Annotated in this window: 27 protein-coding genes; 10 read left to right on the plus strand and 17 right to left on the minus strand. The window is 58.3% G+C overall.

What is annotated here, in order from left to right; translation table 11 throughout:
* Window positions 1–4: 4 nt before the first annotated feature.
* Window positions 5–943 (minus strand): 2-hydroxyacid dehydrogenase, encoded by a 939-nt coding sequence (locus FHR98_RS02325; protein ID WP_183415003.1) that lies wholly within the window; start codon window positions 941–943, stop codon window positions 5–7.
* Between the two features lie 194 nt (window positions 944–1,137).
* On the opposite strand from FHR98_RS02325, the gene FHR98_RS02330 reads away from it, so the two are divergent.
* From FHR98_RS02330 to FHR98_RS02350, 5 genes are all read left to right on the plus strand, one after another.
* A complete protein-coding gene (locus FHR98_RS02330; RefSeq protein WP_183415004.1) occupies window positions 1,138–2,214 on the plus strand; it encodes an ABC transporter ATP-binding protein in 1,077 nt (358 codons plus the stop codon).
* A gap of 83 nt (window positions 2,215–2,297) precedes the next feature.
* Window positions 2,298–3,611 (plus strand): ABC transporter substrate-binding protein, encoded by a 1,314-nt coding sequence (locus tag FHR98_RS02335; RefSeq protein WP_183415005.1) that lies wholly within the window; start codon window positions 2,298–2,300, stop codon window positions 3,609–3,611.
* Window positions 3,612–3,738: 127 nt separating this feature from the next.
* Window positions 3,739–4,722, plus strand: coding sequence for a carbohydrate ABC transporter permease (locus tag FHR98_RS02340; protein ID WP_183415006.1), 984 nt, complete (start codon window positions 3,739–3,741; stop codon window positions 4,720–4,722).
* Window positions 4,715–5,641 (plus strand): carbohydrate ABC transporter permease, encoded by a 927-nt coding sequence (locus tag FHR98_RS02345; protein WP_183415007.1) that lies wholly within the window; start codon window positions 4,715–4,717, stop codon window positions 5,639–5,641. The genes FHR98_RS02340 and FHR98_RS02345 overlap by 8 nt, the downstream gene beginning before the upstream one ends.
* 46 nt (window positions 5,642–5,687) lie before the next feature.
* Window positions 5,688–6,584: an NAD(P)-dependent oxidoreductase gene (locus tag FHR98_RS02350; protein WP_183415008.1), complete on the plus strand. Its 897-nt coding sequence runs from the start codon at window positions 5,688–5,690 to the stop codon at window positions 6,582–6,584.
* Between the two features lie 23 nt (window positions 6,585–6,607).
* Here the strand turns inward: FHR98_RS02350 and FHR98_RS02355 are convergent, their stop codons facing one another.
* Genes FHR98_RS02355 through FHR98_RS02370 form a run of 4 tightly spaced genes read right to left on the minus strand, consistent with a single transcriptional unit; the run spans window position 6,608 to window position 10,412 of the window.
* Complete coding sequence (locus tag FHR98_RS02355; protein ID WP_183415009.1) at window positions 6,608–7,660, minus strand: LacI family DNA-binding transcriptional regulator; 1,053 nt, start codon at window positions 7,658–7,660, stop codon at window positions 6,608–6,610.
* Window positions 7,661–7,675: 15 nt separating this feature from the next.
* Window positions 7,676–8,734 (minus strand): transketolase family protein, encoded by a 1,059-nt coding sequence (locus FHR98_RS02360; RefSeq protein WP_183415010.1) that lies wholly within the window; start codon window positions 8,732–8,734, stop codon window positions 7,676–7,678.
* A gap of 15 nt (window positions 8,735–8,749) precedes the next feature.
* Window positions 8,750–9,604, minus strand: a complete 855-nt coding sequence (locus FHR98_RS02365; protein WP_183415011.1) for a transketolase — start codon at window positions 9,602–9,604, stop codon at window positions 8,750–8,752.
* Window positions 9,605–9,662: 58 nt separating this feature from the next.
* On the minus strand, window positions 9,663–10,412 hold the full coding sequence (locus FHR98_RS02370) for an SDR family NAD(P)-dependent oxidoreductase (protein WP_183415012.1): 750 nt from the start codon (window positions 10,410–10,412) through the stop codon (window positions 9,663–9,665).
* Window positions 10,413–10,523: 111 nt separating this feature from the next.
* Between FHR98_RS02370 and FHR98_RS02375 the strand changes: the two genes are divergently transcribed.
* The 4 genes from FHR98_RS02375 to FHR98_RS02390 all read left to right on the plus strand — a co-directional run bounded on the left by FHR98_RS02375 (window position 10,524) and on the right by FHR98_RS02390 (window position 13,880).
* Entirely contained in the window at window positions 10,524–11,441 is a 918-nt protein-coding gene (locus tag FHR98_RS02375; RefSeq protein ID WP_183415013.1) for an NAD(P)-dependent oxidoreductase, read from the plus strand.
* 127 nt (window positions 11,442–11,568) lie between these two features.
* Window positions 11,569–12,312 (plus strand): SDR family oxidoreductase, encoded by a 744-nt coding sequence (locus FHR98_RS02380; protein ID WP_183415014.1) that lies wholly within the window; start codon window positions 11,569–11,571, stop codon window positions 12,310–12,312.
* Between the two features lie 109 nt (window positions 12,313–12,421).
* Complete coding sequence (folE, locus tag FHR98_RS02385) at window positions 12,422–13,087, plus strand: GTP cyclohydrolase I FolE (protein WP_183415015.1); 666 nt, start codon at window positions 12,422–12,424, stop codon at window positions 13,085–13,087.
* Window positions 13,088–13,175: 88 nt separating this feature from the next.
* A complete protein-coding gene (locus FHR98_RS02390) occupies window positions 13,176–13,880 on the plus strand; it encodes an RNA polymerase sigma factor (RefSeq protein ID WP_183415016.1) in 705 nt (234 codons plus the stop codon).
* Between the two features lie 8 nt (window positions 13,881–13,888).
* Here the strand turns inward: FHR98_RS02390 and FHR98_RS02395 are convergent, their stop codons facing one another.
* Window positions 13,889–14,236 carry a DUF488 domain-containing protein gene (locus FHR98_RS02395; protein ID WP_322091206.1) on the minus strand — a complete coding sequence of 116 codons (348 nt, stop codon included), beginning with the start codon at window positions 14,234–14,236 and terminating at the stop codon, window positions 13,889–13,891.
* A gap of 279 nt (window positions 14,237–14,515) precedes the next feature.
* Between FHR98_RS02395 and FHR98_RS02400 the strand changes: the two genes are divergently transcribed.
* A complete protein-coding gene (locus FHR98_RS02400) occupies window positions 14,516–15,523 on the plus strand; it encodes a GlxA family transcriptional regulator (protein WP_183415018.1) in 1,008 nt (335 codons plus the stop codon).
* A gap of 2 nt (window positions 15,524–15,525) precedes the next feature.
* Here FHR98_RS02400 and FHR98_RS02405 read toward each other — a convergent pair whose 3' ends face one another.
* The 11 genes from FHR98_RS02405 to panB all read right to left on the minus strand — a co-directional run bounded on the left by FHR98_RS02405 (window position 15,526) and on the right by panB (window position 24,283).
* The gene (locus FHR98_RS02405; RefSeq protein WP_183415019.1) at window positions 15,526–16,014 is read right to left on the minus strand and encodes a GNAT family N-acetyltransferase; all 489 of its coding nucleotides are present in this window, start codon (window positions 16,012–16,014) and stop codon (window positions 15,526–15,528) included.
* Window positions 16,015–16,079: 65 nt separating this feature from the next.
* Window positions 16,080–16,640, minus strand: a complete 561-nt coding sequence (locus tag FHR98_RS02410; RefSeq protein ID WP_183415020.1) for a hemerythrin domain-containing protein — start codon at window positions 16,638–16,640, stop codon at window positions 16,080–16,082.
* Window positions 16,641–16,727: 87 nt separating this feature from the next.
* Window positions 16,728–17,528, minus strand: a complete 801-nt coding sequence (locus tag FHR98_RS02415; RefSeq protein WP_183415021.1) for a sterol desaturase family protein — start codon at window positions 17,526–17,528, stop codon at window positions 16,728–16,730.
* 109 nt (window positions 17,529–17,637) lie between these two features.
* Window positions 17,638–18,219, minus strand: a complete 582-nt coding sequence (locus FHR98_RS02420; RefSeq protein WP_183415022.1) for a cysteine dioxygenase family protein — start codon at window positions 18,217–18,219, stop codon at window positions 17,638–17,640.
* Between the two features lie 6 nt (window positions 18,220–18,225).
* Window positions 18,226–19,125, minus strand: a complete 900-nt coding sequence (locus FHR98_RS02425) for a phytanoyl-CoA dioxygenase family protein (protein WP_183415023.1) — start codon at window positions 19,123–19,125, stop codon at window positions 18,226–18,228.
* A gap of 55 nt (window positions 19,126–19,180) precedes the next feature.
* A complete protein-coding gene (locus FHR98_RS02430; RefSeq protein WP_221205677.1) occupies window positions 19,181–20,494 on the minus strand; it encodes a TRAP transporter large permease in 1,314 nt (437 codons plus the stop codon).
* A gap of 3 nt (window positions 20,495–20,497) precedes the next feature.
* On the minus strand, window positions 20,498–21,016 hold the full coding sequence (locus FHR98_RS02435) for a TRAP transporter small permease subunit (RefSeq protein ID WP_183415024.1): 519 nt from the start codon (window positions 21,014–21,016) through the stop codon (window positions 20,498–20,500).
* Between the two features lie 92 nt (window positions 21,017–21,108).
* On the minus strand, window positions 21,109–22,164 hold the full coding sequence (gene dctP / locus FHR98_RS02440) for a TRAP transporter substrate-binding protein DctP (RefSeq protein WP_183415025.1): 1,056 nt from the start codon (window positions 22,162–22,164) through the stop codon (window positions 21,109–21,111).
* A 69-nt stretch (window positions 22,165–22,233) separates the two neighbouring features.
* Window positions 22,234–22,521 carry a DUF6166 domain-containing protein gene (locus FHR98_RS02445; RefSeq protein WP_183415026.1) on the minus strand — a complete coding sequence of 96 codons (288 nt, stop codon included), beginning with the start codon at window positions 22,519–22,521 and terminating at the stop codon, window positions 22,234–22,236.
* Between the two features lie 164 nt (window positions 22,522–22,685).
* Entirely contained in the window at window positions 22,686–23,414 is a 729-nt protein-coding gene (locus tag FHR98_RS02450) for a GntR family transcriptional regulator (protein ID WP_246377322.1), read from the minus strand.
* The gene (gene panB, locus FHR98_RS02455; RefSeq protein WP_183415027.1) at window positions 23,411–24,283 is read right to left on the minus strand and encodes a 3-methyl-2-oxobutanoate hydroxymethyltransferase; all 873 of its coding nucleotides are present in this window, start codon (window positions 24,281–24,283) and stop codon (window positions 23,411–23,413) included. Before panB ends, FHR98_RS02450 begins: the two co-directional genes overlap by 4 nt.
* Between the last annotated feature and the right edge of the window lie 52 nt (window positions 24,284–24,335).

Consider the following 24,335-nt stretch of genomic DNA (forward strand, 5'->3'; position numbering starts at 1 on the left):
AACTTTAGGCGACGGGCGTTAAAAGAGGCCGTCCCGCGAAATGCGCCGCCAGATTATCGATCACCAACTGACCCATGGCGCGGCGCGTTTGGACGGTCGCACTGCCGACATGTGGCAGCAGCAAGACATTGTCGAGCCCGAACAATGCTTCAGGCACTTTAGGTTCCTGGGCAAAGACATCCAGCGCGGCGCCACCCAGCTTTCCACTGGTCAATAGCGCGACAAGAGCCGTCTCGTCTACCAATGAACCGCGCGCGACGTTCACAAGGCATCCTTTGGGCCCCAGCGCCTCCAGGACTTCGCGACTCACCAGCCCTTGGGTTTCTGCAGATCCGGGTGCAATGACCACCAGCCAGTCCACATCGCGCGCCATGGCGACCAAGTCAGAGTAATAGCGATAGGGTTGGTTCGCTTGCTGCGTTCGGCCGTGGTAGCTGATCTGCATTTTGAAGGCGCAACACCTCGCGGCAATCTCCTTGCCAATTCGCCCGAGACCCAGGATCCCCACCTGGGCCCCGGTCAGTTCGGCTGTCAGGGGATAGTGGGCCTTCAACCAATGACCTTTACGAACATACTGATCGCATTGGGGAATCCGGCGGCAAAGGCCGATCATCATGCCGAGAGTCAACTCGGCAACGGCATTACTTAGCACCTCTGGCGTGTTGGTTACGGCAATACCGCGGGCCCGGGCCGCCTCCAGATCAATGGCGTCATATCCGACACCCTGGCACACAATGATCTCAAGGTTGGGGAGGCGGTCCATCAACGCGCGACTGGCGCCCAGATGTCCATCCGTCGCAATTCCTTTGATCTTTGCGCCTTCGGCAGCCAGAAGAGCGTCCTTATCATCGGCCTCCCAGTACCGCAGAAGGTCATAGTTCTGAGCCAGAGCCTCCTGAACCAACGCCATCAACGGGCCTATCATCAAAATTTTTTGTTTCATGGAATCCCCTTCCGCCAATTTTCATGGGATTGGAGCCCGTTAGGCAGCATTTGTATACTGGTAGCCATCTAAATCGATTTAAAAAAGCATTGACCAACGCGCTCAACGGTTCAATCATTGTTTTGCCGTTGCGTAGCGGTGGGGACAAAAAATCACCCGATAATGAAACTGCGCTAGGGAGGTTTGATTTCTGCATGGCGTCTGTGACGATCCGTGATGTGCGCAAGTCTTTTGGTTCCGTGGAAGTTGTCCACGGCGTTTTCATTGACATTGAAGACGGTGAGTTCGCCGTTCTGGTCGGCCCCTCGGGTTGCGGCAAATCCACCCTGCTGCGGATGCTGGCAGGCCTTGAGTCGATTACAGCCGGCGAGGTTCTGATCGACGACCGGGTCGTCAATATGGTGCCGCCCAAGGAGCGCGACACCGCCATGGTGTTCCAGAACTATGCGCTTTATCCGCACATGAAGGTTTATGACAACATGGCCTTCAGCTTGAAGCTCAGGAAGACGGATCAGGCGGAGATCGACAGGCGGGTGCAGCATGCCGCCGATATCCTGGGGTTGGTCCCTTATCTGGATCGCTTTCCCCGGCAGTTGTCGGGGGGGCAGCGTCAACGGGTTGCCATGGGCCGGGCCATCGTTCGCGACCCACAGGTCTTTCTCTTCGATGAGCCGCTATCGAACCTCGATGCAAAGTTGCGCGTGCAGATGCGTACCGAGATCAAGGCGCTGCACCAGCGCTTGGGCGCGACCACGATCTACGTGACCCACGATCAGATCGAAGCCATGACCATGGCCGACAAGATCGTGGTCATGCAGGGCGGCAACGTCGAGCAGATCGGCGCGCCGCTCGAGCTTTACGACCACCCGAACAACCTTTTCGTCGCTGGGTTTATAGGCTCCCCCGCCATGAATTTCGTGGAGGGTGTGGCGCGGCTGGAGGGCGAGCGGGCGCAAATCGAGATCAACGGGGGAACCCGTATCGATATTCAACGGGTCGGCGGCCTGGAAGAAGGCAAGCCGATTGTCTTCGGATTCAGACCGGAGCACTTGGTGCTTTGCGGGGAGGGCCAAGGCTTTCGCTCGGAGGTGATCGTGACAGAGCCGACCGGGTCCGAAGTGCAGATTGTCAGCAAGCTCGGAGACCATGAAGTCAATGCGCTGTTTCGTGAGAGGCATGCCTTCAAGCCGGGTGAGGGAATTCACATGCGACCTGATGTAGAGCGGGCGCATGTGTTCGACGCGGAAACGGGGCGGACGCTGGTCGCCTGACCCGCTGGCGTGGGGCGGCCGGTGCCGCGCTTGCGTCCAAAGACGGGGATCAATCCCCAATGAACAAAGAATGGGAGGATAGTATGTCATTTAATCGCCGTTCCTTTATGAAGGGATCGGCCGCCGCCGCGGCCCTACTTGCCGCGGAGAGGTCCGGTCTCCTTGATGTTGCCAAAGCATGGGCTGCCATGAACCCCTTCAAGCCCGAAGCGGGCGCTGAACTCCGCTTGCTGCGCTGGAAGCGTTTCATCCAGTCTGAAGAGGATGCTTTCAATGCCGCCGTGGCTGCCTTCACCGAGGCAACGGGGGTCGCCGTGACTGTCGAGAATGAGTTCATGGACGATATCCAACCCAAGGCGTCCGTGGCCGCCAACGTCGGTTCGGGCCCGGACCTGGTCTGGGGTCTCTATTCCACACCGCACCTGTTCCCCAATAAGCTGCTTGATCTAACCGATGTGGCCGACCACCTGGGCGGTGAGTACGGCGGCTGGGTTGATTCAGCGAAGGCGTACGGCGTCAATGGCGGCAAGTGGATCGGATTGCCGATGTGCTTTAACGGCAACTACATCAACTACCGCCAGTCGGCGATTGAGAAGGCCGGCTTCAAGACTTTCCCCGATGACAACGCCGGGTTCCTGGAGCTCTGCAAAGCGCTTAAGGGTACCGGGATGCCGGCGGGCATGGCGCTGGGTCATGCATCGGGTGATGGTAATGCCTGGGTGCACTGGGCCTTGTGGAGCCATGGCGGCGCGATGGTGGACGAGAATGACAAGGTTATCATCGACAGCCCTGAATCCCTTGCGGCCTGTGAGTATGTGAAGGAGCTTTACGACACCTTCATCCCGGGCACGGCTTCTTGGAATGACGGCAACAACAACAAAGCCTTCCTGTCGGGCGAAGTGGGCCTCACGAACAACGGCATTTCGATTTACACGAAGGCTGTGGTGGATGGGATGGAGATGGCGGCGGATATCGACCATGCGGTCTGGCCGACCGGTCCGGTCGGCAAGCCGACGGAGTTCCACATCGCCTATCCGATCATGGCCTTCAACTACACGAAGTTCCCCAACGCCTGTAAGGCCTTCATGGCATTCATGATGTCCAGCCCGACTTATGACAAGTGGCTGGATGGGGCCGTCGGGTATCTGACGCACTCACTCAACGCCTTCGACAATGCGCCGGTTTGGACCGACGATCCCAAGCGGACGATTTTCCGTGAGGCGGCCAAGCGCACGCTCACGGCGGGTTATCAGGGTTCGGTCGGAGAGAAGGCCGCCGCAGCCTTGGCGGAGTTCATCGTGCTCGACATGTTCGCCTCGGTCGCGACCGGGCAATCGAGCCCGGCCGATGCGGTCAAACAGGCAGCCCGCAAGGCTGAACGTATCTACAGCCGCTGAAGGTACTTACGAGGGCGGGAAACGGCGGTCAATTGACTGCCGGGTCCCGCCCGGGTTGCCGGCCATGCACCGCTCCGTCAGGTCCGGTGTTGGCGTTGGTTTTTCTTAGAAGGGAGTTGTGCCAGGGATGGCCGTGACCGACACGAAAGCCGCCGCACAATCGAAGGGCCCACAACCAGGTCAATCGGGCGATGCGATGTATCTTTCCTTGGGTGCCAGGCTTGCCAACAACAAGGGCTGGCTGGGGTTCTGGTTCATGCTGCCCGCGACCGCGTTTTTGGTTGCCTTTCTCACCTATCCCTTGGGTCTTGGCATCTGGCTTTCGTTGACCGACGCGTCCATCGGCCGGTCTGGTGTCTTTATCGGCATTGAGAATTTCGTCTGGTTGATGGACGACGACGTGTTCTGGCTTTCCGTCTTCAACACGATGCTTTACACGGTCGTGGCCAGCGTCTTCAAGTTCGCCATCGGCCTGTACCTGGCATTGCTTTTGAACAAGCACATTCCCTTCAAGGCATTTATCAGGGCAATCGTGCTCCTGCCCTGGATCGTACCCACCGTGCTTTCGGCCATAGCCTTTTGGTGGATCTACGATGCGCAGTTCTCGGTAATTTCCTGGGCGCTTTCCGGTATGGGATTGATCGACGAGAACATCAATTTTCTCGGTGACCCCTGGAACGCGCGTTGGGCAACGATCTTCGCCAACATTTGGCGCGGCGTGCCCTTTGTCGCGATTACTCTGCTGGCCGGACTGCAAACGGTGTCGCCCTCGCTATACGAGGCGGCGACGATTGATGGCGCAAATCGTTGGCAGTTGTTCCGCTATGTCACCTATCCGATGCTGACGCCGATCATTGCCGTGGTCATGACCTTCTCGGTTCTGTTTACCTTCACCGATTTCCAATTGATCTACGCCCTGACGCGCGGTGGGCCGGTGAACGCCACGCACTTGATGGCGACACTCAGCTTCCAGCGCGCGATCCTGGGCGGAAATCTAGGCGAAGGGGCTGCTATTTCGACGGCTATGATCCCCTTCCTGCTCTCGGCGATATTGTTTTCCTGGTTTGGCCTGCAGCGCCGCAAGTGGCAGCAAGGAGAAGGCGATGACTGAGCCTCAAGCGCAACAGATCAAACGCAAGACCATCTTTGGTACCGAGCGCAAGGAAAAGGATGAGCCGCAAGGCATGGACTTTCTTGTCACCCGCAGTTCGCGCTGGGTGACGGTTTATCTGCCTCTGTCGATCATTTCATTCGTGCTGCTGTTTCCATTTTACTGGATGACCACAACAGCCCTAAAGCCGAACGAGGAACTACTTGATATCCAGAATAGCAACCCCCTGCTCGTGCACTCACCGACGTTGGATCACTTCTACAAGCTGATATTCGAGACGGACTATCCCTGGTGGATGTGGAACACAATGTTGGTTGCCGTTTGTGCCACGGTGCTCTCGCTGGTCGCGGCGGTCATGGCGGCCTATGCGATCCAGCGCATTCGTTTCCGCGGATCGCGGACGGTGGGCGGGTTAATCTTCCTCGCCTACCTGGTGCCGCCCTCGATTCTGTTCATTCCCTTAGCGACGATCATCTTCCAGTACGGTTTGTTCGATAGTCCGATGGCCTTGATCCTCAGCTATCCGACAATCCTCATTCCATTCTGCACCTGGCTGTTGATGGGGTACTTCAAGTCGATCCCCTATGAACTCGAGGAATGCGCGTTAATGGATGGTGCAAGCCGCTTTCAGATCTTGGTGAAGATTATCATCCCACTGTCGGTTCCAGGTTTGATCTCGGCGGGTATCTTCGCCTTCACGCTCTGTTGGAACGAGTTCATCTATGCGTTGACCTTCATCTCAACCAGCAGCAACAAGACCGTGCCTGTCGCCGTCCTATCGGAGTTGGTGGACGGTGACGTCTATCACTGGGGTTCACTGATGGCCGGTGCGTTGCTGGGATCCTTGCCGGTGGCTATCCTCTACAGCTTCTTCGTCGATTACTACGTATCGTCGATGACCGGTGCGGTTAAGGAGTAGCCCTCCCGCTGTCGCCTAACCTCGAACATTCTTGGAGACATAAGCTATGAAGATTGCCTTTGCAGGTTTGGGCGCAATGGGTCGTGGAATGGCCGGAATGCTGTTGCAGGCCGGGCACGATGTCACAGGGTTTGATCTTAGCGATGCCGCCTTGTCATGGCTGGAGGAAAACGGTGGCCGCAGGGCGACAACTGTGGCGCAAGCCTGTATGGGCGCTGATGCGTTGGTGATCATGGTGGTGAATGCGAGCCAAGCCCGCACGGTGCTGTTCGGGGAGGACGGCGCTCGCGGCGCGCTGGGAGCCGGCGCACTTGTTCTGTGCTCTGTGACCATGCCCGCAGGAGATGCAGCCGCTATGGGACAGGCCGCCAGCGATGCGGGCTGGCGCTATCTGGACGCACCTGTTTCCGGCGGGACGGTGGGGGCTGAGGCAGGCACCTTGACCTTCATGACCGCCGGTGAGGATGCCGCTTTCGAAGCGGCCGGACCGCTGCTCGATGCGATGGGGCGCAACATCTATCGCTTGAGTGACAAGCCCGGCGCGGGCTCGACCATGAAGATGGTTCATCAACTTGCGGCAGGCGCAAACTTGGCGGTGGCGGCCGAAGTCATGGCCTTTGGCACCGATCAGGGGCTTGAGCCCGCGCTGCTGCACGAAGTTCTCATGAATTCGGCGGGTTCAAGCTGGATGATCGGTGATCGCGGGCCGCGCATGATCACGACACCCGACAGCGCCAAGTCGGCAGTTGATATTTTCGTCAAGGATTTGGGCATCGTTCTGGATGCCGCGCGCGAGGAGCGCTTTCCCTTGCCTTTGGCCACCGCTGCGCTACAGGTATTCCTGGGTGCGGCTTCGGCGGGCTACGGAAAGGCCGACGATAGTCAGGCAGTGAAGTATTACGAATGCCTTGGCGGCAAGCCCGTGGACGGCCAATCGGGCTGATCAGCGGCGTAGGATCGAGAGGATTAGTTTTCGCCCGGACTGCCGCAGGATTCTCGAACCGTAAGGACTGGCTCAATCGCGATGTGCTGGAAGGGTGCTGCCGGGTCGGCAAGCCGCTCCAACAGGAGATTGGCAGCCACGGCGCCGATGCGACCGGGGTGATTGGAAACAGTCGTTAAGGGGGGGAAGCAGGCCTGCGCTTCCTGTGAATCGTCGATGCCGACGACGGCGATGTCCTTGCCGGGGACCAGACCGGCGGCGCGGATGCCGTTCATAGCGCCGAAGGCGACCAAATCATTGAAGCAGGCAAAGGCAGTGGGTCGTGGGGTTCGTGACAAGGCCTGACGCGCCAGCTCGACCCCGACAATACGTTTTGCGGCACCTGGAAGGTGCAACTCATCACGCCAGGTCAGTCCCTCTGCAATCACAGCCCGGCGAAAGCCTGCCAGGCGATTGTCGCCGGTTGTGGTGCCGGGAAGACCGCCCAACATAACGATTTCCTTGTGACCCAGACTCAAAAGGTGCCTGGTGGCGATCCCCATGCCAAGTACGTCGGCGTTGCCTGCGAAGTCGGCGTCGAATCCGGGCAGGTAACGAGAGATGAACACGATGGCAGCGCCGGCTCGGCGAAGCAATTGCAGCATCTCCGGGTCGGTTCCCAACGCTGGTGAAACGATCAAACCGTCTGCGCCGTGCTCGCGCAGGCCTTCAACGAAGCGCCTGAGGCGTTCCGGGTCGTCGCCATGATTGTTGATGAAGATCGCCTTACCGCTTTCCGACAGGCTGTCCTCGATTGACGCTAACATCTCGGCGAAAAACGGGTGGACGATATCGTGGAAACTCACGCCGACGATGCGGGTCTTTCCGGTTCGCAGGGACGCGGCGGCAACATTGTAGACGTAGCCGCTTTTCTGCATCGCATCACGCACGAGCTTGCGCGTTTCCTCGGCAATCATTGGGCTGTCACGTAGGGCGAGTGACACCGTAGCCGTCGAGAGCCCCAGTTTGTCCGCAAGCTGCTTTTGCGTCATCGGACGCTTTGTGCTGCTGCCTTTTCTGCCCTTGCCTGCACTCATAGACTTTCTCTTCCTTCACACGGAAAGGGCGCTTCGGACCTTTGCTGCCACACCCTCACCATCCAAACCGTAGTGCCGATACAGGTGCGTCGGCGGGCCAAGCAGGGAATATTCATCAGGCATACCGATTGAGGTCAGGCGTGCGGCCAAACCCTCTCCGGCGATTACCTCAGCGATGGCAGCCCCTAGTCCCCCTGTAACGTTATGTTCCTCTGCACTGAGAATTATCCCATGCATCTTTGCGGCGCGGCGAACCGCGTCGCGGTCTATGGGTCGGATTGAGTACAGATCGACCACTTCTAAGTCCACACCTTCTTTCGCGAGTATAGCCGCCGCATCCAATGATGCCTTTACGAGATTGCCGATCGCAAAGACCGTTGCGTGCTTTCCCTCGCGTAGGAGATTTGACCCGCCGATACGCCAATCGGGCGGGCTGTCGTAGACCTGTGCTTCGCGTCCGCGGCCGGTTCGGAAGTAGATCGGACCTTGGTGATCGATCGTGGTGGTCAAGGCGGCGCGGATCGCGTTGCCGTCGCAAGGCGCCATCAAGGTCAAATTGGCAAGCGTTCTCAGTGCGCCGATGTCCTCGCAACAATGGTGCGATGTGCCGTAAAAGCCCATGGCGATCCCGGAATGGGTGCCGATCATCCGCACGTTCAGATTGGTGTAGCAGATGTCGTTACGGATGTTCTCAAGCCCCATCAGCGCTAGGAAGAAAGAGTAGTTCGAGATGACCGGCAACATTCCCGTAGTCGCCAGCCCGGCGGCTGCACCGATCATGTTGCGCTCGGCAATGCCGAAGTTGAAGTAGCGGTCCGGGAAGCGGCGCCCAAAGTCGACGACCTGCGTTGGCCGACCAAGATCGGCGGTACAGACAACGATATCATCCCGTCCCGCCTCAGCGAGGTCCGTCAAGACCTTGCCGGTCGTCAGTTGCTGAGACAGCCCGAGTGAAACCACCATATCCCACGTGGCCGCATCGAAGGCGTCTGTGACGGTCGATTCACGCAGGTCCAGTCCGGCCTTGATCTCGCGGGTCATCAAAGGCGTGGCGCTTTTGGAGGATTGTGTCATGGCGATATCATTCCCTCAGCCAATTGTGCCGCTGTTGATTTCCTGGTAGGCGCGGTCGAGATCTAAAGGCCCAAGGAAACCGAGGTGCCATTGCCAGGTTCCTTCCATGAAGGACACACCCTTACCCGCAACGGTGTAAGCTAGAACACAGCACGGCTTTTCCCGTGGTGCGTTCAGGGCCCGATTGAGTGCGTCGAAGACTTGATCCAGGTCGTGGCCGTCCTCAAGCACGATGACATCCCAACCGAAGGCCTCCCACTTTGCTTTCAATGGCTCGGTGCGCATGGTTTCCTGGGCGATGCCGTCGGAGCCCGCACCGTTGATGTCGACGAGGCCGACGAGATTGGACAGGTTCCAGTGAGCAGCAGAGATGGCCGCTTCCCAAACCTGGCCCTCCGTCTGCTCACCGTCACCCATCATGCAGACGACACGGCCAGGCGACCCTTGGCACTTGAGCCCCAAAGCCATGCCGACGGAGACGGACAGGTTGTGCCCGATGGAACCAGAGGAGAAATCTGCGCCCTTCACCTTTTTCATATCCGGGTGGTCGCCCAGAGGAGATCCAAGACGGGTGTAGCTGTCCAGATCGCTGGCCGGGAAAAAACCAAGATCGGCAAGTACAGGATAGAGGCCGATGGCAGCGTGACCCTTGCCCATGGTGAAGCGATCGCGGTCGGCCCACTGAGGCTCGTCCGGCCGGACATTGAGGAGCTGGTAATAGAGAACCGTTAGCAATTCGGCGATGGAAAAGGCGGAACCGTAGTGACCCGATCCGCAGATGTCAGTGAGGCGCAGAACTTCCCGTCGAATCATGCGCGCCTTTTCTCGCAGATCCTGCTTAGAGGTGTTCGTGACCTGGCGTGCCGCCATCGCTTTTCTCCTCTCGCGTTCAGCGCCCCGATTCAGCGCCCCGATTCAGTGACCCGATCTAGTGAATGTGACTGCCACCATTGACATCCACCTCGCTGCCCGTGCAGTAGGCCGAAAGATCGGAAGCGAGAAAAAGGCAGCATCCGGCCACGTCTTCGGCCCGTCCGGTGCGACCCATCGGTATGCCGGCAACGATCTGCTCAAGCATCTCCGGAGTCAGCTTGCCGCCGGTAATATCGGTGTCGATGAAGCCGGGGCAGACAGCATTAACCCGGATGCCCGCAGGGGCGAGCTCGCGGGCCATCGCTTTCGTCAGGCCCAGAATACCGGCTTTGGCAGCCGAATAATGCGGGCCGCCAAAAATACCGCCGCCGCGTTGAGCGGACACCGAGGAAATGTTGATGATCGCGCCGCTCCGGCGTTGCGTAAAAAGAGGAATCACGGCTTGGCTCATGTAGAGCGTGCCCCGCAGGTTCACGTCCAGCACTTGGTCATAGTGGTCGCCCGAAACCTCCATGACCTTCAGCGGTTGGGTAATGCCGGCGTTGTTGACCAATGTGGTGATGGGCCCCAGTCGCTGTTCGACGGCTGCGACCGCCGCCATGCAGGATTGCTTATCGGTCACGTCGCAGGTGATGCCCAGGTGGCCGTCGCCCAAAGCCTTCGCCTGCGCTTCCGCCGCCTCGCCGTCGCGGTCGAGGATGGCGACGGCCGCGCCCTGCTCGGCAAAAAGCCGCGCGGTCGCCTGACCCAAGCCCCGCTTGGAGCCGCCGCCGGTCACGATGGCCACCTTGCCGATTAGCAACATGAAGCTTTGTTCCTCCTCCCCGAAATTCCGGCGCGACAGAGTGCGCTTCCCTCCTTATGATCCCAGATTATCCGAGTTTAAATCGATTTAAAAGAATTGGAGGATAGAAAAATGACAACCAATCTCGTTGTAGGTTTCATCGGTGCCGGTTTGATGGGCTGGGGGATGGCCAAGAATGTGGTGGAGAAGGGGTTTGACCTCCGGGTCATGGCCCACCGGAAGCGGGAAGCTATCGACGATCTGGTGGGACGCGGCGCAGTTGAAGTCGCCAATCCCAAGGAAATGGCCGAGCAGTGCGACGTGATCGTACTTTGCGTCACGGGTGCGCCTCAGGTCATGCAGGTTCTAGAGGGCGAAAGTGGGATTCTGGAGGGCGCGCGCGAGGGTTTGACCATCGTTGACACCTCGACCTCCGAGCCGGACCAAACCGAAAGGCTTCACAAAGAGCTTGCGGCCCGTGGAATCGCGCTTGTCGATGCGCCGTTGTCCCGGACACCGGCGCACGCTTGGGACGGTGAGTTGACCACCTACGTCGGCGGCGATGAGGCAACCATTGAGCGCCTGCGGCCCCTGCTGTCCACGTGGGCGACGGCGATCATTCCAACCGGCGGTCCGGTCGGTTCGGCCCATGCGGCAAAACTCATCAACAATGTTGTTGCAATCGGTTTCGCATCCATTTGGGCGGAGTGTTACACGATGGTCCGCAAGGTCGGCCTGAAGCCCCAGGTTTTTAGGGAAATTCTGACCAATTCAGGCATGAACTGCGGTAACTTCCAGAGCTATTCTAAGTACATCTGCGAGGGCGATCCAAACGCTCATAAATTCACCCTGCGAAACTGCTTGAAGGACATCACCTATTACAATCGTCTGGCGACAAGGAACAACGCGGCTACCTTGATGTCCGATGGCGCCTTGCAAGCCATGAAACTCAGTCTCAATCTGGGATACGGGGACAGATTCATGCCAGAACTTGTGGATGTGTTCGCCGCTTTGAGCGATCTGGAACCATCCCCGGATACAAAGGCCTGAACGGCCGATCTGTCACTTGGCGCGGCTTGCACGGGGGCGTGGGGAGAGGCAGAGTCCATTCAATCGATTTAGCCCGGCTGGAACAGGCTTGGCAGGTAAAGTATGAAAGCAAGGGAGAGATGAAACAATGGGGCGTCTTGCGGGTAAAAAGGCATTTCTGACGGCGGCTGGGCAGGGAATCGGCAAGGCGACGGCTTTAGCCATGGCGAGGGAGGGCGCAACGGTCGTGGCGAGCGATATCTCCGGCTCGCTGCTGGAAAGCCTGAAGTCCGAAGCACCGACTATCGAGACGCTGGTGCTGGATGTTCTGGACAATGATGCGGTGGCAGCGGTCGCAAGCGCGGTCGGACCGGTCGAGATATTATTCAACTGTGCGGGCTACGTGCATCAGGGGTCGCTTCTCGACTGCGATGAGAAAACCTGGGACTTCAGCTTCGATCTCAATGTGAAGTCGATGTGGCGGTTGCTGCGCGGTTTCCTTCCCCTGATGCTTGAGAATGGCGGCGGGTCCATCATCAATATGTCCTCGGGGGCTTCTTCCATCAAAGGCGCGCCGAATCGCTTCGTCTACGGCACAACCAAAGCCGCTGTCATTGGCTTGACGAAATCGGTGGCTGCGGATTTCATCAAGCAGGGCATCCGTTGTAACGCGATCTGTCCAGGTACCATACAGTCTCCCAGCTTGAACGAGCGGATCGAAGCACTGCCAGGGAGTGTCGAGGAAAACCGCGCTGCCTTCGTTGCCCGTCAACCGATGGGCAGGCTTGGCACCACAGAGGAAATTGCTGCGCTGGCAGTCTATTTGGCTTCCGATGAAAGCGCCTTCGTAACCGGTACAACCATGGTCATCGACGGGGGTTGGACACTCTAGGCGGGCGGTTCTCGCTCATCGATCGCCGACATCCAGGGGTGCCGCCAGGGAACCATCCGCGCGTTTCGACATCCAATAGGCATTGGCGAATGCAGATTGGAGATGATTCATGAATGCGCTTCCGGGTTCGGAGCTCGATCATAAAGCGACCCTGTTGGACAAGCCGGATTTCTCAAAGCGAGAACGTGGCGCGGCGGGTGATGTGAGGCGGCGACCGAGCCGGTCTGAGGCCGAAGCGGCGGTAGAAACGCTGCTGCGCTGGGCCGGCGACGATCCTTACCGCCCAGGGTTGCTTGAGACCCCAGGACGGGTTGTACGCGCCTATGAGGAATGGTTTAGCGGTTATCGGCAGGACCCAGTGGCGTTCTTGAACCGGACCTTTGGTGAGGTCGGCGACTACAATGATGTGGTGACGCTGAGCGATATTCCCTTCCATTCAGTGTGTGAGCATCACATGGCGGCAATTCGCGGCGTCGCCCATGTGTCGTATCTGCCGGTTGAGCGGGTCGTTGGCATTTCCAAGCTGGCCCGGGTTGTGGAGGCTTGTGCGCGACGTCTCCAGGTGCAAGAACGCCTGACGGACGAGATTGCCCATGCGATAGCCAAAGGCCTGAAACCCGGTGGTGTTGCGGTGGTCCTGGTCGCGGAGCATGCCTGTATGACGACGCGCGGTGTGCGGGCCCACGGCGTCCGCATGGTGACACGACGGCTGCTGGGGGCTTATCGTGATGACGCGGCCTTGCGTCGGGAGTTTCTTGGCTCCATCGGGATGTGACAAATTTTCTCGGGAACTTTTCCGCCGGATGATCATCTAATAGGGGACGGTAATGTCGCCAATGGTCCGTTCGGAGGGAGGGAACCCGATGCAACCAGCCCGGGCTCATGTTGCGCATCAGTTTGACGGTATTGCGGACGAGGACCTGGTTCCACTGGCTCGGAACAAGGACGAGGCCGCCGTGCGAGCGCTTGTACGCCGTCACAATCAACAGCTTTTCCGGGTCGCGCGCGGCGTTGTTCGTGACGATGCGGAAGCCGAGGATATCGTCCAGGAAACCTATGTTCGCGCTTTTACGAAACTGGAGAGCTTTGAAGGAAAGTCGTCCTTCTCTACCTGGCTGACCCGGATCGCCTTGAACGAAGCCTTGGGTCGGATTCGGCGACGACGACCGACCGTAGAGCTTTCTGAACTCGACAGTAGCACTGAGCCCGACGGAGGGCGTTTGATCATGGTCTCGTCATCGCTTTTTCCAGCCAGTCCGGAATCGGAAGCCAGCCGGGCACAAGTACGGCGTATGCTCGAATGGGCGGTGGATGCCCTGCCGGAGGCCTTTCGACTGGTGTTCATTTTGCGTGATGTCCAGGGACTAAGTACCGATGATACCGCACGTCGCTTGGATATCCGTCCGGAAACGGTAAAGACCCGATTGCATCGCGCTCGACGCCTGATGCGGGCGACGTTGGAGGAGTCACTGGCGCCGCGCCTTTCTGAGCTATTCCCTTTCGACGGCGCCCGTTGTGCCCATGTCGCCGACAAGGTGGTACAGCGTTTGCGTGCAGGCGGCTGGTAGATCGCAACCTATTTCTCCAGAACCTCTTTCAGAACCACCGCCTGACTGTGGACCTCGTCCTTTGCTGAGAAGAGCAGGGTGATAGCACCCTTCCTGGCCCGTTCACGGGGCCGCTCAAGGGCGTCTGTCTGCGCCGCTAGTTCGTCCTTGTAGCGCCGCCGAAACTCTTCCCAGCGCTTCGGGTCGTGGCCATACCATCTTCGCAGTTCGTGAGAAGGCGCTATGTTCTTGGGCCAATCGTCCAGGGCGGCGGCGTCCTTCGAAATTCCGCGCGGCCATAGTCTGTCGACGAGTACGCGATAACCGTCTTCGCCAGCAACGGGTTCATAGATACGCTTGATTTGAACGGCGTTCATTGGGTCCATCTGTGCGGTTCGGTGCCAAGCTACAGCATCAAGGGTAGGGCAGGCTGTCAACAGGTGGTGAGGTCGCACCGCCGTGACGAAGTGTTGTCCGCAGTCAGCGGCGAGCCCGTGGAAACCCTATTCAGGTTTCCACCCAAAGGGCACAGGACTGTTGCCTTCCCCTCCCCGATAGCCGATACCATGGATTAGGTTTGAGTTTCACGCCTTGGGCTGTCTGATTTCGGCGGACATCATGAGGTTGTGCGGCGACCAACGCTGGAGACAAGGTTGATGAACGACGCAGCGGCTAGGTCGGTGAGGCACCATCGGGTTGGTCTTGTACTGTTCGATGGTTTCGACCTTCGTGGTTATGCCAATCTGGCGGAATGCCTGGCAGTCTTGAATGCCCGCCTGGTCGACGATTTCTATGAATGTATTCCAATCGGTTCGGCCTGGAGTCCCGTAAAGGCAAGATGCGGCACCAAGATCTCGGTCAAGGCGCGGGTCGGTGAGGGGATCGATTACCGGTTGATCCTCGTGCTTGGCGAACGCAACGCCATAAGCGCTGAGACCGGCGCCTTGCCTGAGTGGTTGCGGCGTGCTCAGCGATTTGGATCGGAACTTGGCGGTGTTGGCTACGGGACATGGCTGCTTGCGCAAAGCGGCGTGCTGGATAATGGCCCTGTTACAGTGCCGCCGGATAGCCGCGAAAGCTTTCGTGAGACCTTCAGCGTGACCCTTGAAGCAGCGCAGAGCAGTTGCAGCGGCAAGGGTATCATTACCGCGGCCGGTTCAAGTGGCGCCATGGATATGATGCTGGCGTGGTTGCGGCGACGCCATGGCGATCTGTTAGCCGCCCTGGCGGCGAAGGACCTTGGCTTAACGGTCGAGGACTTTGCCTTGCCTGGTGCGGCTCCGGAGGTGGCTCAACGCTTGGGATTGACCCATCCGGCTTTGACCGCTTGCATCGAGTTGATGGAAAGGAACGTGGAAACGCCGCTCTCAAAGGCGGCGCTGGCCAAGGCATCGAAGATTTCGCTGCGTCAGCTCGAACGTTTGTTCCACCAGCATGTGGGCATGCCGCCGAAGGTCTTCTACCGGCATCTGCGCCTGAAGAAAGCACATCAGTTACTGCTGCATACACCGCTTTCGGTCATGGAGGTTGCCCTGGCGACCGGTTTTCAGTCGGCCGGGCATTTTTCGAGAGTCTACAAAGAGGCTTTTGGGTCCTCTCCGTCGCAACTCCGCCGTACCATCAGCACGCGCGAAGACCCTCGGGCTCTGATAGCCCTGGTCTGACGCTATCCCATGGCCGAAAAGGCGGCAGCATGACGTATCTGGCCGGATAGGATTGGCAGTGCGCCTCCCTTGAGGGCCAGCGCCATAAGGTGGGGTCCGGCGTAAGGAGATGAGAAGGGGCGAGCCAGCCCGGCTCGAAAGCCAAAGCAATGGTAAAACGCCGGATCGCCAAGAACGAATACGCCCTCCCAGCCGGAATCCCGCGCTCGCTGAAGGCCGTTTTCAATCAGGCGCGAAGCGACGCGCTGTCGACGCCAGGGTAAAGCAACCGCAACCGGCGCCAGTGCCAAGGCCTTGAAGGGCGCTATCATCCTGGAAAACATCGCCTGGCCAATGACCTGCTCATCCCGCAAGGCGATCAAACTAATCACTGCATCACTATCGGCGTGCAAACGCTCCACGAGGTCGGCCTCAGCGGCGCTAGGGAAAGCCCCTAGCAACAGGGCTCGGATGCGGTCGCGATGATTTGGCGTTTCGGGAACAATGACCACGTCGCACCTAAAGTGAATATGCCGATCCGGCGGAGAACCCCCATGCTATAATAAAGACCGGTGCGTCAGTCAGCGCCTAATGTGTGGGCGAGAACCTCGAACCCGAGTTCCACTTCGTCACTGAACAAAGGGTCTCTATTGGTGATGAAGGCGCGTTCGATGGCTTGCCAGTCGGCCTCCGTCAGAGCCTCGAGCGCAGCAGGCAATATGACGTCTTCCTCGTGGCGCATGTGAGCAAACTCGGCATCGACATAGCTCGACACCTGCGCTTGGAAGGCAAGCAGTGTCTCGAGCGCAGGGTTATCTTGAAGTGACTTGTAGCTCGCTTCCAGTTCTTCAAGCGCTCTGTCGCCCTCCATGTGCTGCTGCCGCAATGCGGCGACCTCGGCTTTCAGTGCAGGCGCGCGTTTCAAAAGCGCCGGGAACAGGTAATCCTCTTCCTTCGGGTGGTGCATCTTGTTCGGAAACACTCGGATATAGAAAAGCATGCGGTAGAGCAGGTCGAGATGCCGGGCGGTAAGTGCGTCCGGCGTTGTACTTGTCACTCGGTCCCGCAATTCAGCCAGCACCCGACCCATGTTCTTGTGTTCATGGCGAATTTGGTCGACGACACGTGGCGCGCGCATGCTCTGGCCTCCCGTTCTACCGAAGGCGTAGCCTCCAATGATGAAAGATCGTCGGCGACCCCTCGGTCCGGAAGCCGCCGATTTTCCTCAGGCAGTGGCCCCCGCAGTTGATTGCTTCTTGGCCCTAGCCGGTTTCGGGGTCCGTGAAACCTTACGCAGATCGGTCCGCAGGTGCTTGGTGCTGTAGCCGTTGAAGATATGGCCAAGCAGCCCTCGGTTCAGATCAGAGGTGCCGAACAACCAGTCTGAGATCGGGAAGGTCAGGTTCATATTCCGCTCCATCATGATGGCTTGGTTGTGATGGGCGGTATGATGGCGCCGGAGCGTGTTCACAAAGGGACAGTAGCGGACAAACCAGCTCTCTTCGACATGGCAGCAGAAATGCATGAACTCATAGGTCAGGTACATGCCCGTCGTCGTGCACATGATCAGCCAGCCGACGTTTGCCGAAACCAGATATCCCATGACGGCGGAAGGCGGGATCGACATCAGGATGAAGACCGCCAAAGCAAAAGGTGGGAAAAAGGTGACACGCCAGTCCTTCTGGTCGGCAAACCGCATCTCGGACTCAGTAAAGAACTGATGGTGCTGCAGAGTGTGGCGATTGTAGATCGCTCTGAGACCTTTCCAGCGCAGCGGCCGGTGCATCACATAGCGGTGCAGGAACCATTCGAAGATATTGGTGATCATAAAGACCACGGGGATTGTAAGCCACTCCCACCACTGCACATTTCCGATGTGGGCAGTATAGAGATAGATGGCGGTGAGGCCGATCACATAGATGATCACCACGTGCAGCCAGCCATTGTACCAGCCGGCGATCCGACGGCGATACTCCGAACGGTAGTTGCGCTGACGCTCGTCCATCGGGCTTTGGCTGAGTTCCATGACAAAATCTCCTCACTAGGCCATCGGTAACTGATATATCAGATGCACATTACCAAAGAAAACGGCAGTTGAAAAGGGGTTGGTGAATGCTTGAGGCGCTTACTTGCGGTCAACCCCAAAGATTGGGAACCACGTTCGAAGCGTACCCGGAAACAAATGGTTTCTCAGCCCCGGTCTGGGGATCGAAGACGCGGCGGCGGACGGCGCCGATGTTTGCGCCATAGAGGTGAATCGAGATCGAAACCCGGTCCTCATACGCATTCGAAACCGCATGAATGTCGCCGAGGCTGGGACGGAGTATTTCGATATCGCCGGGTTCCAGGCGGCGGCGCTCGCCTTTCTCCAATGCTTGACCGCGTTGACTATAGGCCTGGGAGAACTCGGCCCCGCGCAGCATGCCTACCAACCCCCAGACGCCGTGGTCATGTATCGGCGTACGCTGTCCGGGCCCCCAAACAAAACTTACGAGGGAGAACCGCTCCAACGGATCGCAGTGCAGCAGATATTGCTGGTAATATTTCGGGTGAGGCTTGGCGAAGGCGTCACCCAACCAGTCATCCTCCGAAATCAGAGCGGCCAGGTGGCCACGGGCGGCGTCGATCAATGCTTCCTCGTCATCCGCAAGCCGATCGACGGCTCCCGTCATCCCGATAATGAAGGACCGCAGTCTGCCAAGATTCTGAGGCGCCATCTTACTCTACTCCGCTGCGGGCATTCCGGCTTTCTGCTGTAAATCGAAAATCGATGTGTAGCCGCCGCTCCAGTCGGGCGGAATAAGGAAGCGACCCTCTTCATGGTGCGCCCATTTCGCGGGTACGCCACGAATCAGCTGCTGTTCATACTTCGAGTGCAGGGGATTGTGCGTGTAGGGAACAGCATCGGCGGCGGACATGACATTGAGCAGAAGGGGTCGTCCAATGTCCGACTGATTTGCCTTTGAGCCATGAACGGTACGGTAGTTGTGTAGCGTTATCGATCCGGCAGGGCCGCAAAGATACTGCGCAGTACCGACCGGCACCGAGGGCAGGTCTTCCGGCTGAATGTCGCCGGTCCAAACGCCCTTGGTGTTGTAATGGTCGTAGATCGGATTCTTGTGACTTCCGGGAATGACACCCAGCGGCCCCTGTTCCATGCCGCAGTCGTATATATAGGTGCCGCAGGTCAAGACGGCATTATTCGTGTGCGGAAAGAAAGGCACATCCTGGTGCCATTTGACCTCGGAACCGCCTTTGGCCCATTTGAAGTTGAGCTTTGACTGATAGAACTTCACATCCGGGCCCAGCAGGTCAGCCAGCAGATCGCCAATCCGGGATTCTACCAGGAACTGCCAGAATACAGGATCCTGGTCGCAAGGTGAGGACACCCGGCGCAATCGCGGATCGTCGCTTCTGTGATTGGGCTCAAGATCAAAGACGCTGTCCGACTGCGTTACCTTGCGGCTCAGTTCAACCTGCCGGTCGATGGCATCGCGCAGCTTTTTCAGCCAGATTCTGTCCACGAATTCCTCAACCAGCAGATACCCCTGTTCAAAGTAGAACTCGCGCTGTTTTTGGCTCAAAACGCGTGGGGCTTGGGAAAGGATCTCATCCGGCGTCATGGTTCATACTCCTTCTTCTCGGCTGCCCGCCGATTGCTGCCGACGGGCGCCCAACTCAACGGAAGCCAAGTACCTGCTCCGGCAGCCACAAGGCCGTTTCCGGGAACATCATTACAATCAGCAGAGCCACCATCTGGATCGCCAGGAAGGGGACCACGCCCACGTACATATGCCGCAAGGTCATCTCCGGTGGTGCTATACCGCGCAGGTAGAAAATGGCCGGCGCCATCGGCGGTGTCAGGTAGCTGGTTTGGATCATGATCAGAATGAGCATGCAGAACCAGACCGGATCGAACCCTGCGTCGCGGATGAAGGGCATGAACAGCGGCACGAAGATCAACAGGATCGATATCCATTCCAGGAAGAACCCGGCAACGAAGACCAGCAGCAGGAAGATAATCAGCAGACCCCATGGGCCCAAACTGATCGCGTCGAGCAGATCGCGCATGATCGACATCCCGCCGCTGCCAGCATAAACACCGGTGAAGATACTGCCGCCCAGGAGGATCAGCATGATCATTGAGGTGACGGTCAGCGTCTTGACCAAGGCTTCGCTGAAAGTCTGCAGCGTGAACTTGCCATAGGCAATCGTCAGGACGATGGCGCCAGCAGCGCCCAGCGCTGCCGCTTCGGTTGGGGCTGCCCAACCGAGCATGATCGACCCCAGCACGGCGAAGATCATGAAGAGCGGTGGGACCAGCGCCTTGACCGTAACCACCAGCTTCTCACCTAAAGGCATCAGCGGCTCGTCATCATCGACACGAGGCGCCGCCGTTGGACTGAAGGTGCAAAGCAGGATGATGTACACGATATAGAGTCCCGACAGGATCAAGCCTGGAAAGATCATGCCGACCATGAGATCGCCGATCGAAACGTTGGCAATCGGTCCCAATACGACCACGACCACTGACGGCGGAATAATCGTGCCCAGTGATCCGCCCGCGCAGATCGTGCCGCTAATGAGGGATTTGCTGTAGTTGAGGCGCATCATTGAGGGGATGGCAAGGAGTCCGACTACGGTCTCCGTCGCACCGATGACACCGGTCGAGGCGGCAAAGATGATGCACATAATCACCGTACCGACAGCGACGCCGCCTGGCAGCCGGCGGGTCCAAAGGTGCACTGCGTGGAACAGCTTCTCGGCAATGCCGGAGCGCTCCAGCATGGCGCCCATGAAAACGAACAAGGGGACCGCCGCAAGGATGAAGTTGCTGGCTACATCCTCGATCTTCTGCATGAACTGAAAGAAAGCCGCGTCGCCGAAGGTATAGTAACCAAAGACGAAGGCCACGGACATGAGCGCGAAGGCGACCGGGAACCCCAGGAAAATCAGCAGGAAGAGCGCCGGGAACATCAACAAGGCTTCCATGTCTTAGGCCTCCTCCGCCTGATCATCGGCGTGGCGGAGTGTCATCACGCACTTCAAAATTTCTGCAATAGTTTGGACGGTAAGTAGCGCGATGGCGCTGGAGATCATGATGCGGAACGGCCAGATCACGGGGTTCCAGGCCGACTGGCCGGTGCGCTCGCCGCTCACGAAGGAATCAAAGGCATAGCTGAGCATCCAATAGGACACGATCGTTAAAAACGGCAGCAGAAAAATCACGTAGAAGAAAAGATCGATCGTCGCCTTTGTCTTGGGTTTGAAGTTTCCATAGAGCACATCAATGCGAATGTGCCCGCCACGCTGCAGCGTCAGTGCCGCGCCCAGCAGGAAGTGAACACCCATCACGGAGTAACCAAGCTCAAACGCCCAGATCGTTGGCGAGCCGAAGGCGTAGCGAGCAAAGACTTCGTAGCAGGTTGCCAGTATCAGTGGGACAATGAGGACCGACGCGGCGTAGCCGATTCCTACCGTCAACTTTTCGAGCGCGGTGACAATGCGTTTCATGGGAAACCGAACGTTAGGGCTTATGGGAAGTGACGCCCGCGCGGCTGTTGTTTGCCGGCGGGCGCCCCGAGTTCAAACGGCTGAACGTGATCCTACTCGGTCTTCACGTTGCGGTACCGATTGGCGTCTTTCCACAGATCAGCAAAAGCCTTCTGATGGTCTAGAACCTTGCGGAACCATTCGTTTCCCTCTGCCTGCTTCTCGGCCCAGGCGATACCGGCATTGTGTGCAGCGATTTGCACTTCGGCATCGAGTTCGACGATCTCGTTGCCTTCCTGGCGATAAACCTCCAGGGCCTTGGCATCTTCCTGGCCGATGGTCAGCCAGCTGTTCATCGTCGTATAGAAGGCCGCGTCACTGATAAGTTTCTGATCAGCTTCCGACAGTTTGGCCCAGGAGTCCTTGTTGACCACCAGCTCGAACGGCGCAGTCGGCTGATGCACACCCGGGATGATCACGTATTTTGTCACCCGGTAGAATCCAGGAGAAAGGTTCTCCCAGAGCGTGCCCCATTCGGTCGCATCGATGGTGCCGCGCTCAAGAGCCGGATACACGTCACCGCCCGGCATGGTGACCGGTGCGGCGCCCATGGACTGGGAGATATCCAACCATGCGCCAGCGGTACGAAGCTTCAGCCCTTGCAGGTCCTCAAGCGTGCGAACGGGCTTGCGGGAATGCAAGAACACTTCGGAGGTGCGAATGAAGAGCGGCATGGCGACCAGGCCGAACTGTTCATCGCGCCACTGGGCGTGCAGTTCGGCGCCGCCTGCACGATAGAGCCAGTGCAGCATCCGCTCGCTGTCGAAGCTGCCGGCGTACCCGCCAAACAACACTGCCGTCGTGTCCGCGCCCCAGTCGTAACCGACCCAGGTATGGCCCATATCGGCAACGCCGTTCTTCACGGTCTCGGAGACTTTCAGGCCCGGGCCCAAGGTGCCTGACGGAAAGACTTCGATCTCAATGCGTCCACCGGAGGTTTCCTTAACCCGGTCGGCGAAGGCCTGAGCGCCAATGTCGGTCAGTGGTCCGCCGCTCCAAGCGGTGGCCATTTTAAACTTGTGCTCTTGGGCGTTGGCCAGACCCGTGACCGCAAGGGTCACGGCCAGTGCCGCGCCGGCAAGCACGCGTGGTGCAAAATGTTTCAACATGGTTCTCCTCCCTCAATATTAAGTATCATTGTAGTCCGCATCTGCTCCCATGAGGTAAGGGCAGGCGGATTACTCCGGTTCGAGCGCCGACATCACGTCGGCCTCGGTCATTTCCCAGTCATTCTGGAAATTAGCGACAACCTCCTGCATGAAGGTGTCGTAGTGCTTTAGTGCTGTGGCGTCGCCCGCACAGTCCGCCAGGATCGCCAGCGCCAACTGTGCAGGTTCCGGTCCCTCGTAACTCCATTCGAATCCATTTTTGGATATTTGCTTGAGATCGACGCGCTCCTTCAGTGGCTTTCCATCCACCGTGACCTGCACGCCATCGATCGTCCGGTCCCCCCTATAGACTTTCATACTTCTCTCCGACAGGTCATCGACGACTGATATATCTGGCGTATGGTACAAGGCAATACCTGGGTTGGAAAGAGGGTCTTTCGGAGGAAATGATTGTTATTCTCAGGTATAGGGCCCGGGGCGCGAGATTCTCTCTCGCAACTAGCAATCTCAGATTGTGTAAGTCAATTCCCGGTCCCGAAATCCAAAGTTGCGCGCGTAAACTGCTCGACATAGTCCATCAAGGCGTCGGTTGCCTGAGCTGCGCCGGCGCTGTCACCTTCACCGACTTTCGTCGCCACGTCGGCATGAAGCCTGGCACATAGGGGCAGATCCGCCACCTCGCGATAATGCGAATACCAAAATCTCCGGGACATGCCGTGCGTGAGCGACATTGCGCTGTTGATGAACTCATTGCGCGCGGCGTGACAAAGCAGAAGATTGAGTTGCCGGTCATATCGCATGAACATGATGTCATCATTGATGCGGGCCGCTTCGTGCATCCCTTCGGCGATCATCTCAAAAGCCTGCTTCTCCTCGGAAGTGGCGCGCCTGGCCGCTTTTCGTGCCATCAGGCGCTCGACCTCGCGGCGCAACTCCTGCAAACGAAGCTGCCGGCGAACGTTCAGTTCGCTGACCAGGATGCCGCGGCGCGGCAAAATCAGGACCAATCCTTCCCGCGCCAGCCTTTGAAGAGCCTCCCGGATGGGTGTGCGTCCGATGGAAAACTGCTTGGCCAATGCAGACTCGGAAAGAACCGCGCCGGGCTCCAATCGCAGCATGACGATCTGTTCTTCCAGGAGGCGATAGGCCTTTTGCGTCAGGCTATCGTTTGGAGCCCCCATTCTTTCCAGATCATCGAGCACGCGTTGGCCAGCGTTCCGAGCGCTGACCGGCGCGTCGTTGCCGCTCAAATCTGCTTGCGCTTCTCGACCATGCTCAGGAATTTCTCGCACTCCTCGTCATTCACGCCGTAACTGTGTTCTTCATCGGGGAACTGGCCCGCTTTGACCTCTTCAACATAGCGCCGCAGGCCGTCAACCGCTACCTCGGTCAGGTTGGCATACCGTTTTGTGAACTTGGGTTTGAAATCCGTGAAAACTCCAAGAAGATCGTAGCTCAACAGAATCTGGCCATCAGTGCCCGCGCCCGCGCCAATGCCTATAGTCGGGATCTCCAATTGCTTGGAAATGATCGTCGCTATCTTGGCGGGAACGGCTTCGAACTCGAGCATGAAACATCCTGCATCCTGGATGGCAAATGCGTCTTCTAGAATCTTCATGGCTGCGTCAGCCGTTCGGCCTTGAATCTTGAAGCCGCCGAACATGGCGATGGTGTGGGGCGTCAGCCCGATATGCGAGGCCGTTGGGATACCGGCATCGACCAAGGCTTTCAGGATATGAGCCTGGCTCTTGCCGCCCTGAGGCTTCACGGCATCGCAATCCGCGTCCTGCATGAACCTGCTGGCGTTGGCCAGTGCGCGATCTACCGTGTTGTAACTTTGATAAGGCATGCACCCCAGTACGAAGGTGTTGGGCGCTCCACGACGTACGGCACCCGCATGCATGACCATCATGTCCATGGTTGCCGGGATCGTACTCTTGTGGCCATGGGCCACCATCGCCAGACTGTCACCGACAACGCAGACGTCCGCACCGGCCATCTCGGCCCAACGCGCGGAGGTATAGTCGGGAACCGATGTGTAAACCATCTTTTCGCCGGTATGTTTAGAGTCGCGGATCTCGGTAATCGTCCGCTTCTTTTTCTCGGACTCTTGGGACATCTTGGTCTCCCCTGGACTTGTGATATACTAGTGATATGCATATGGTATGGTC

The organism is Limibacillus halophilus, assembly GCF_014191775.1.
Taxonomy (GTDB): domain Bacteria; phylum Pseudomonadota; class Alphaproteobacteria; order Kiloniellales; family CECT-8803; genus Limibacillus; species Limibacillus halophilus.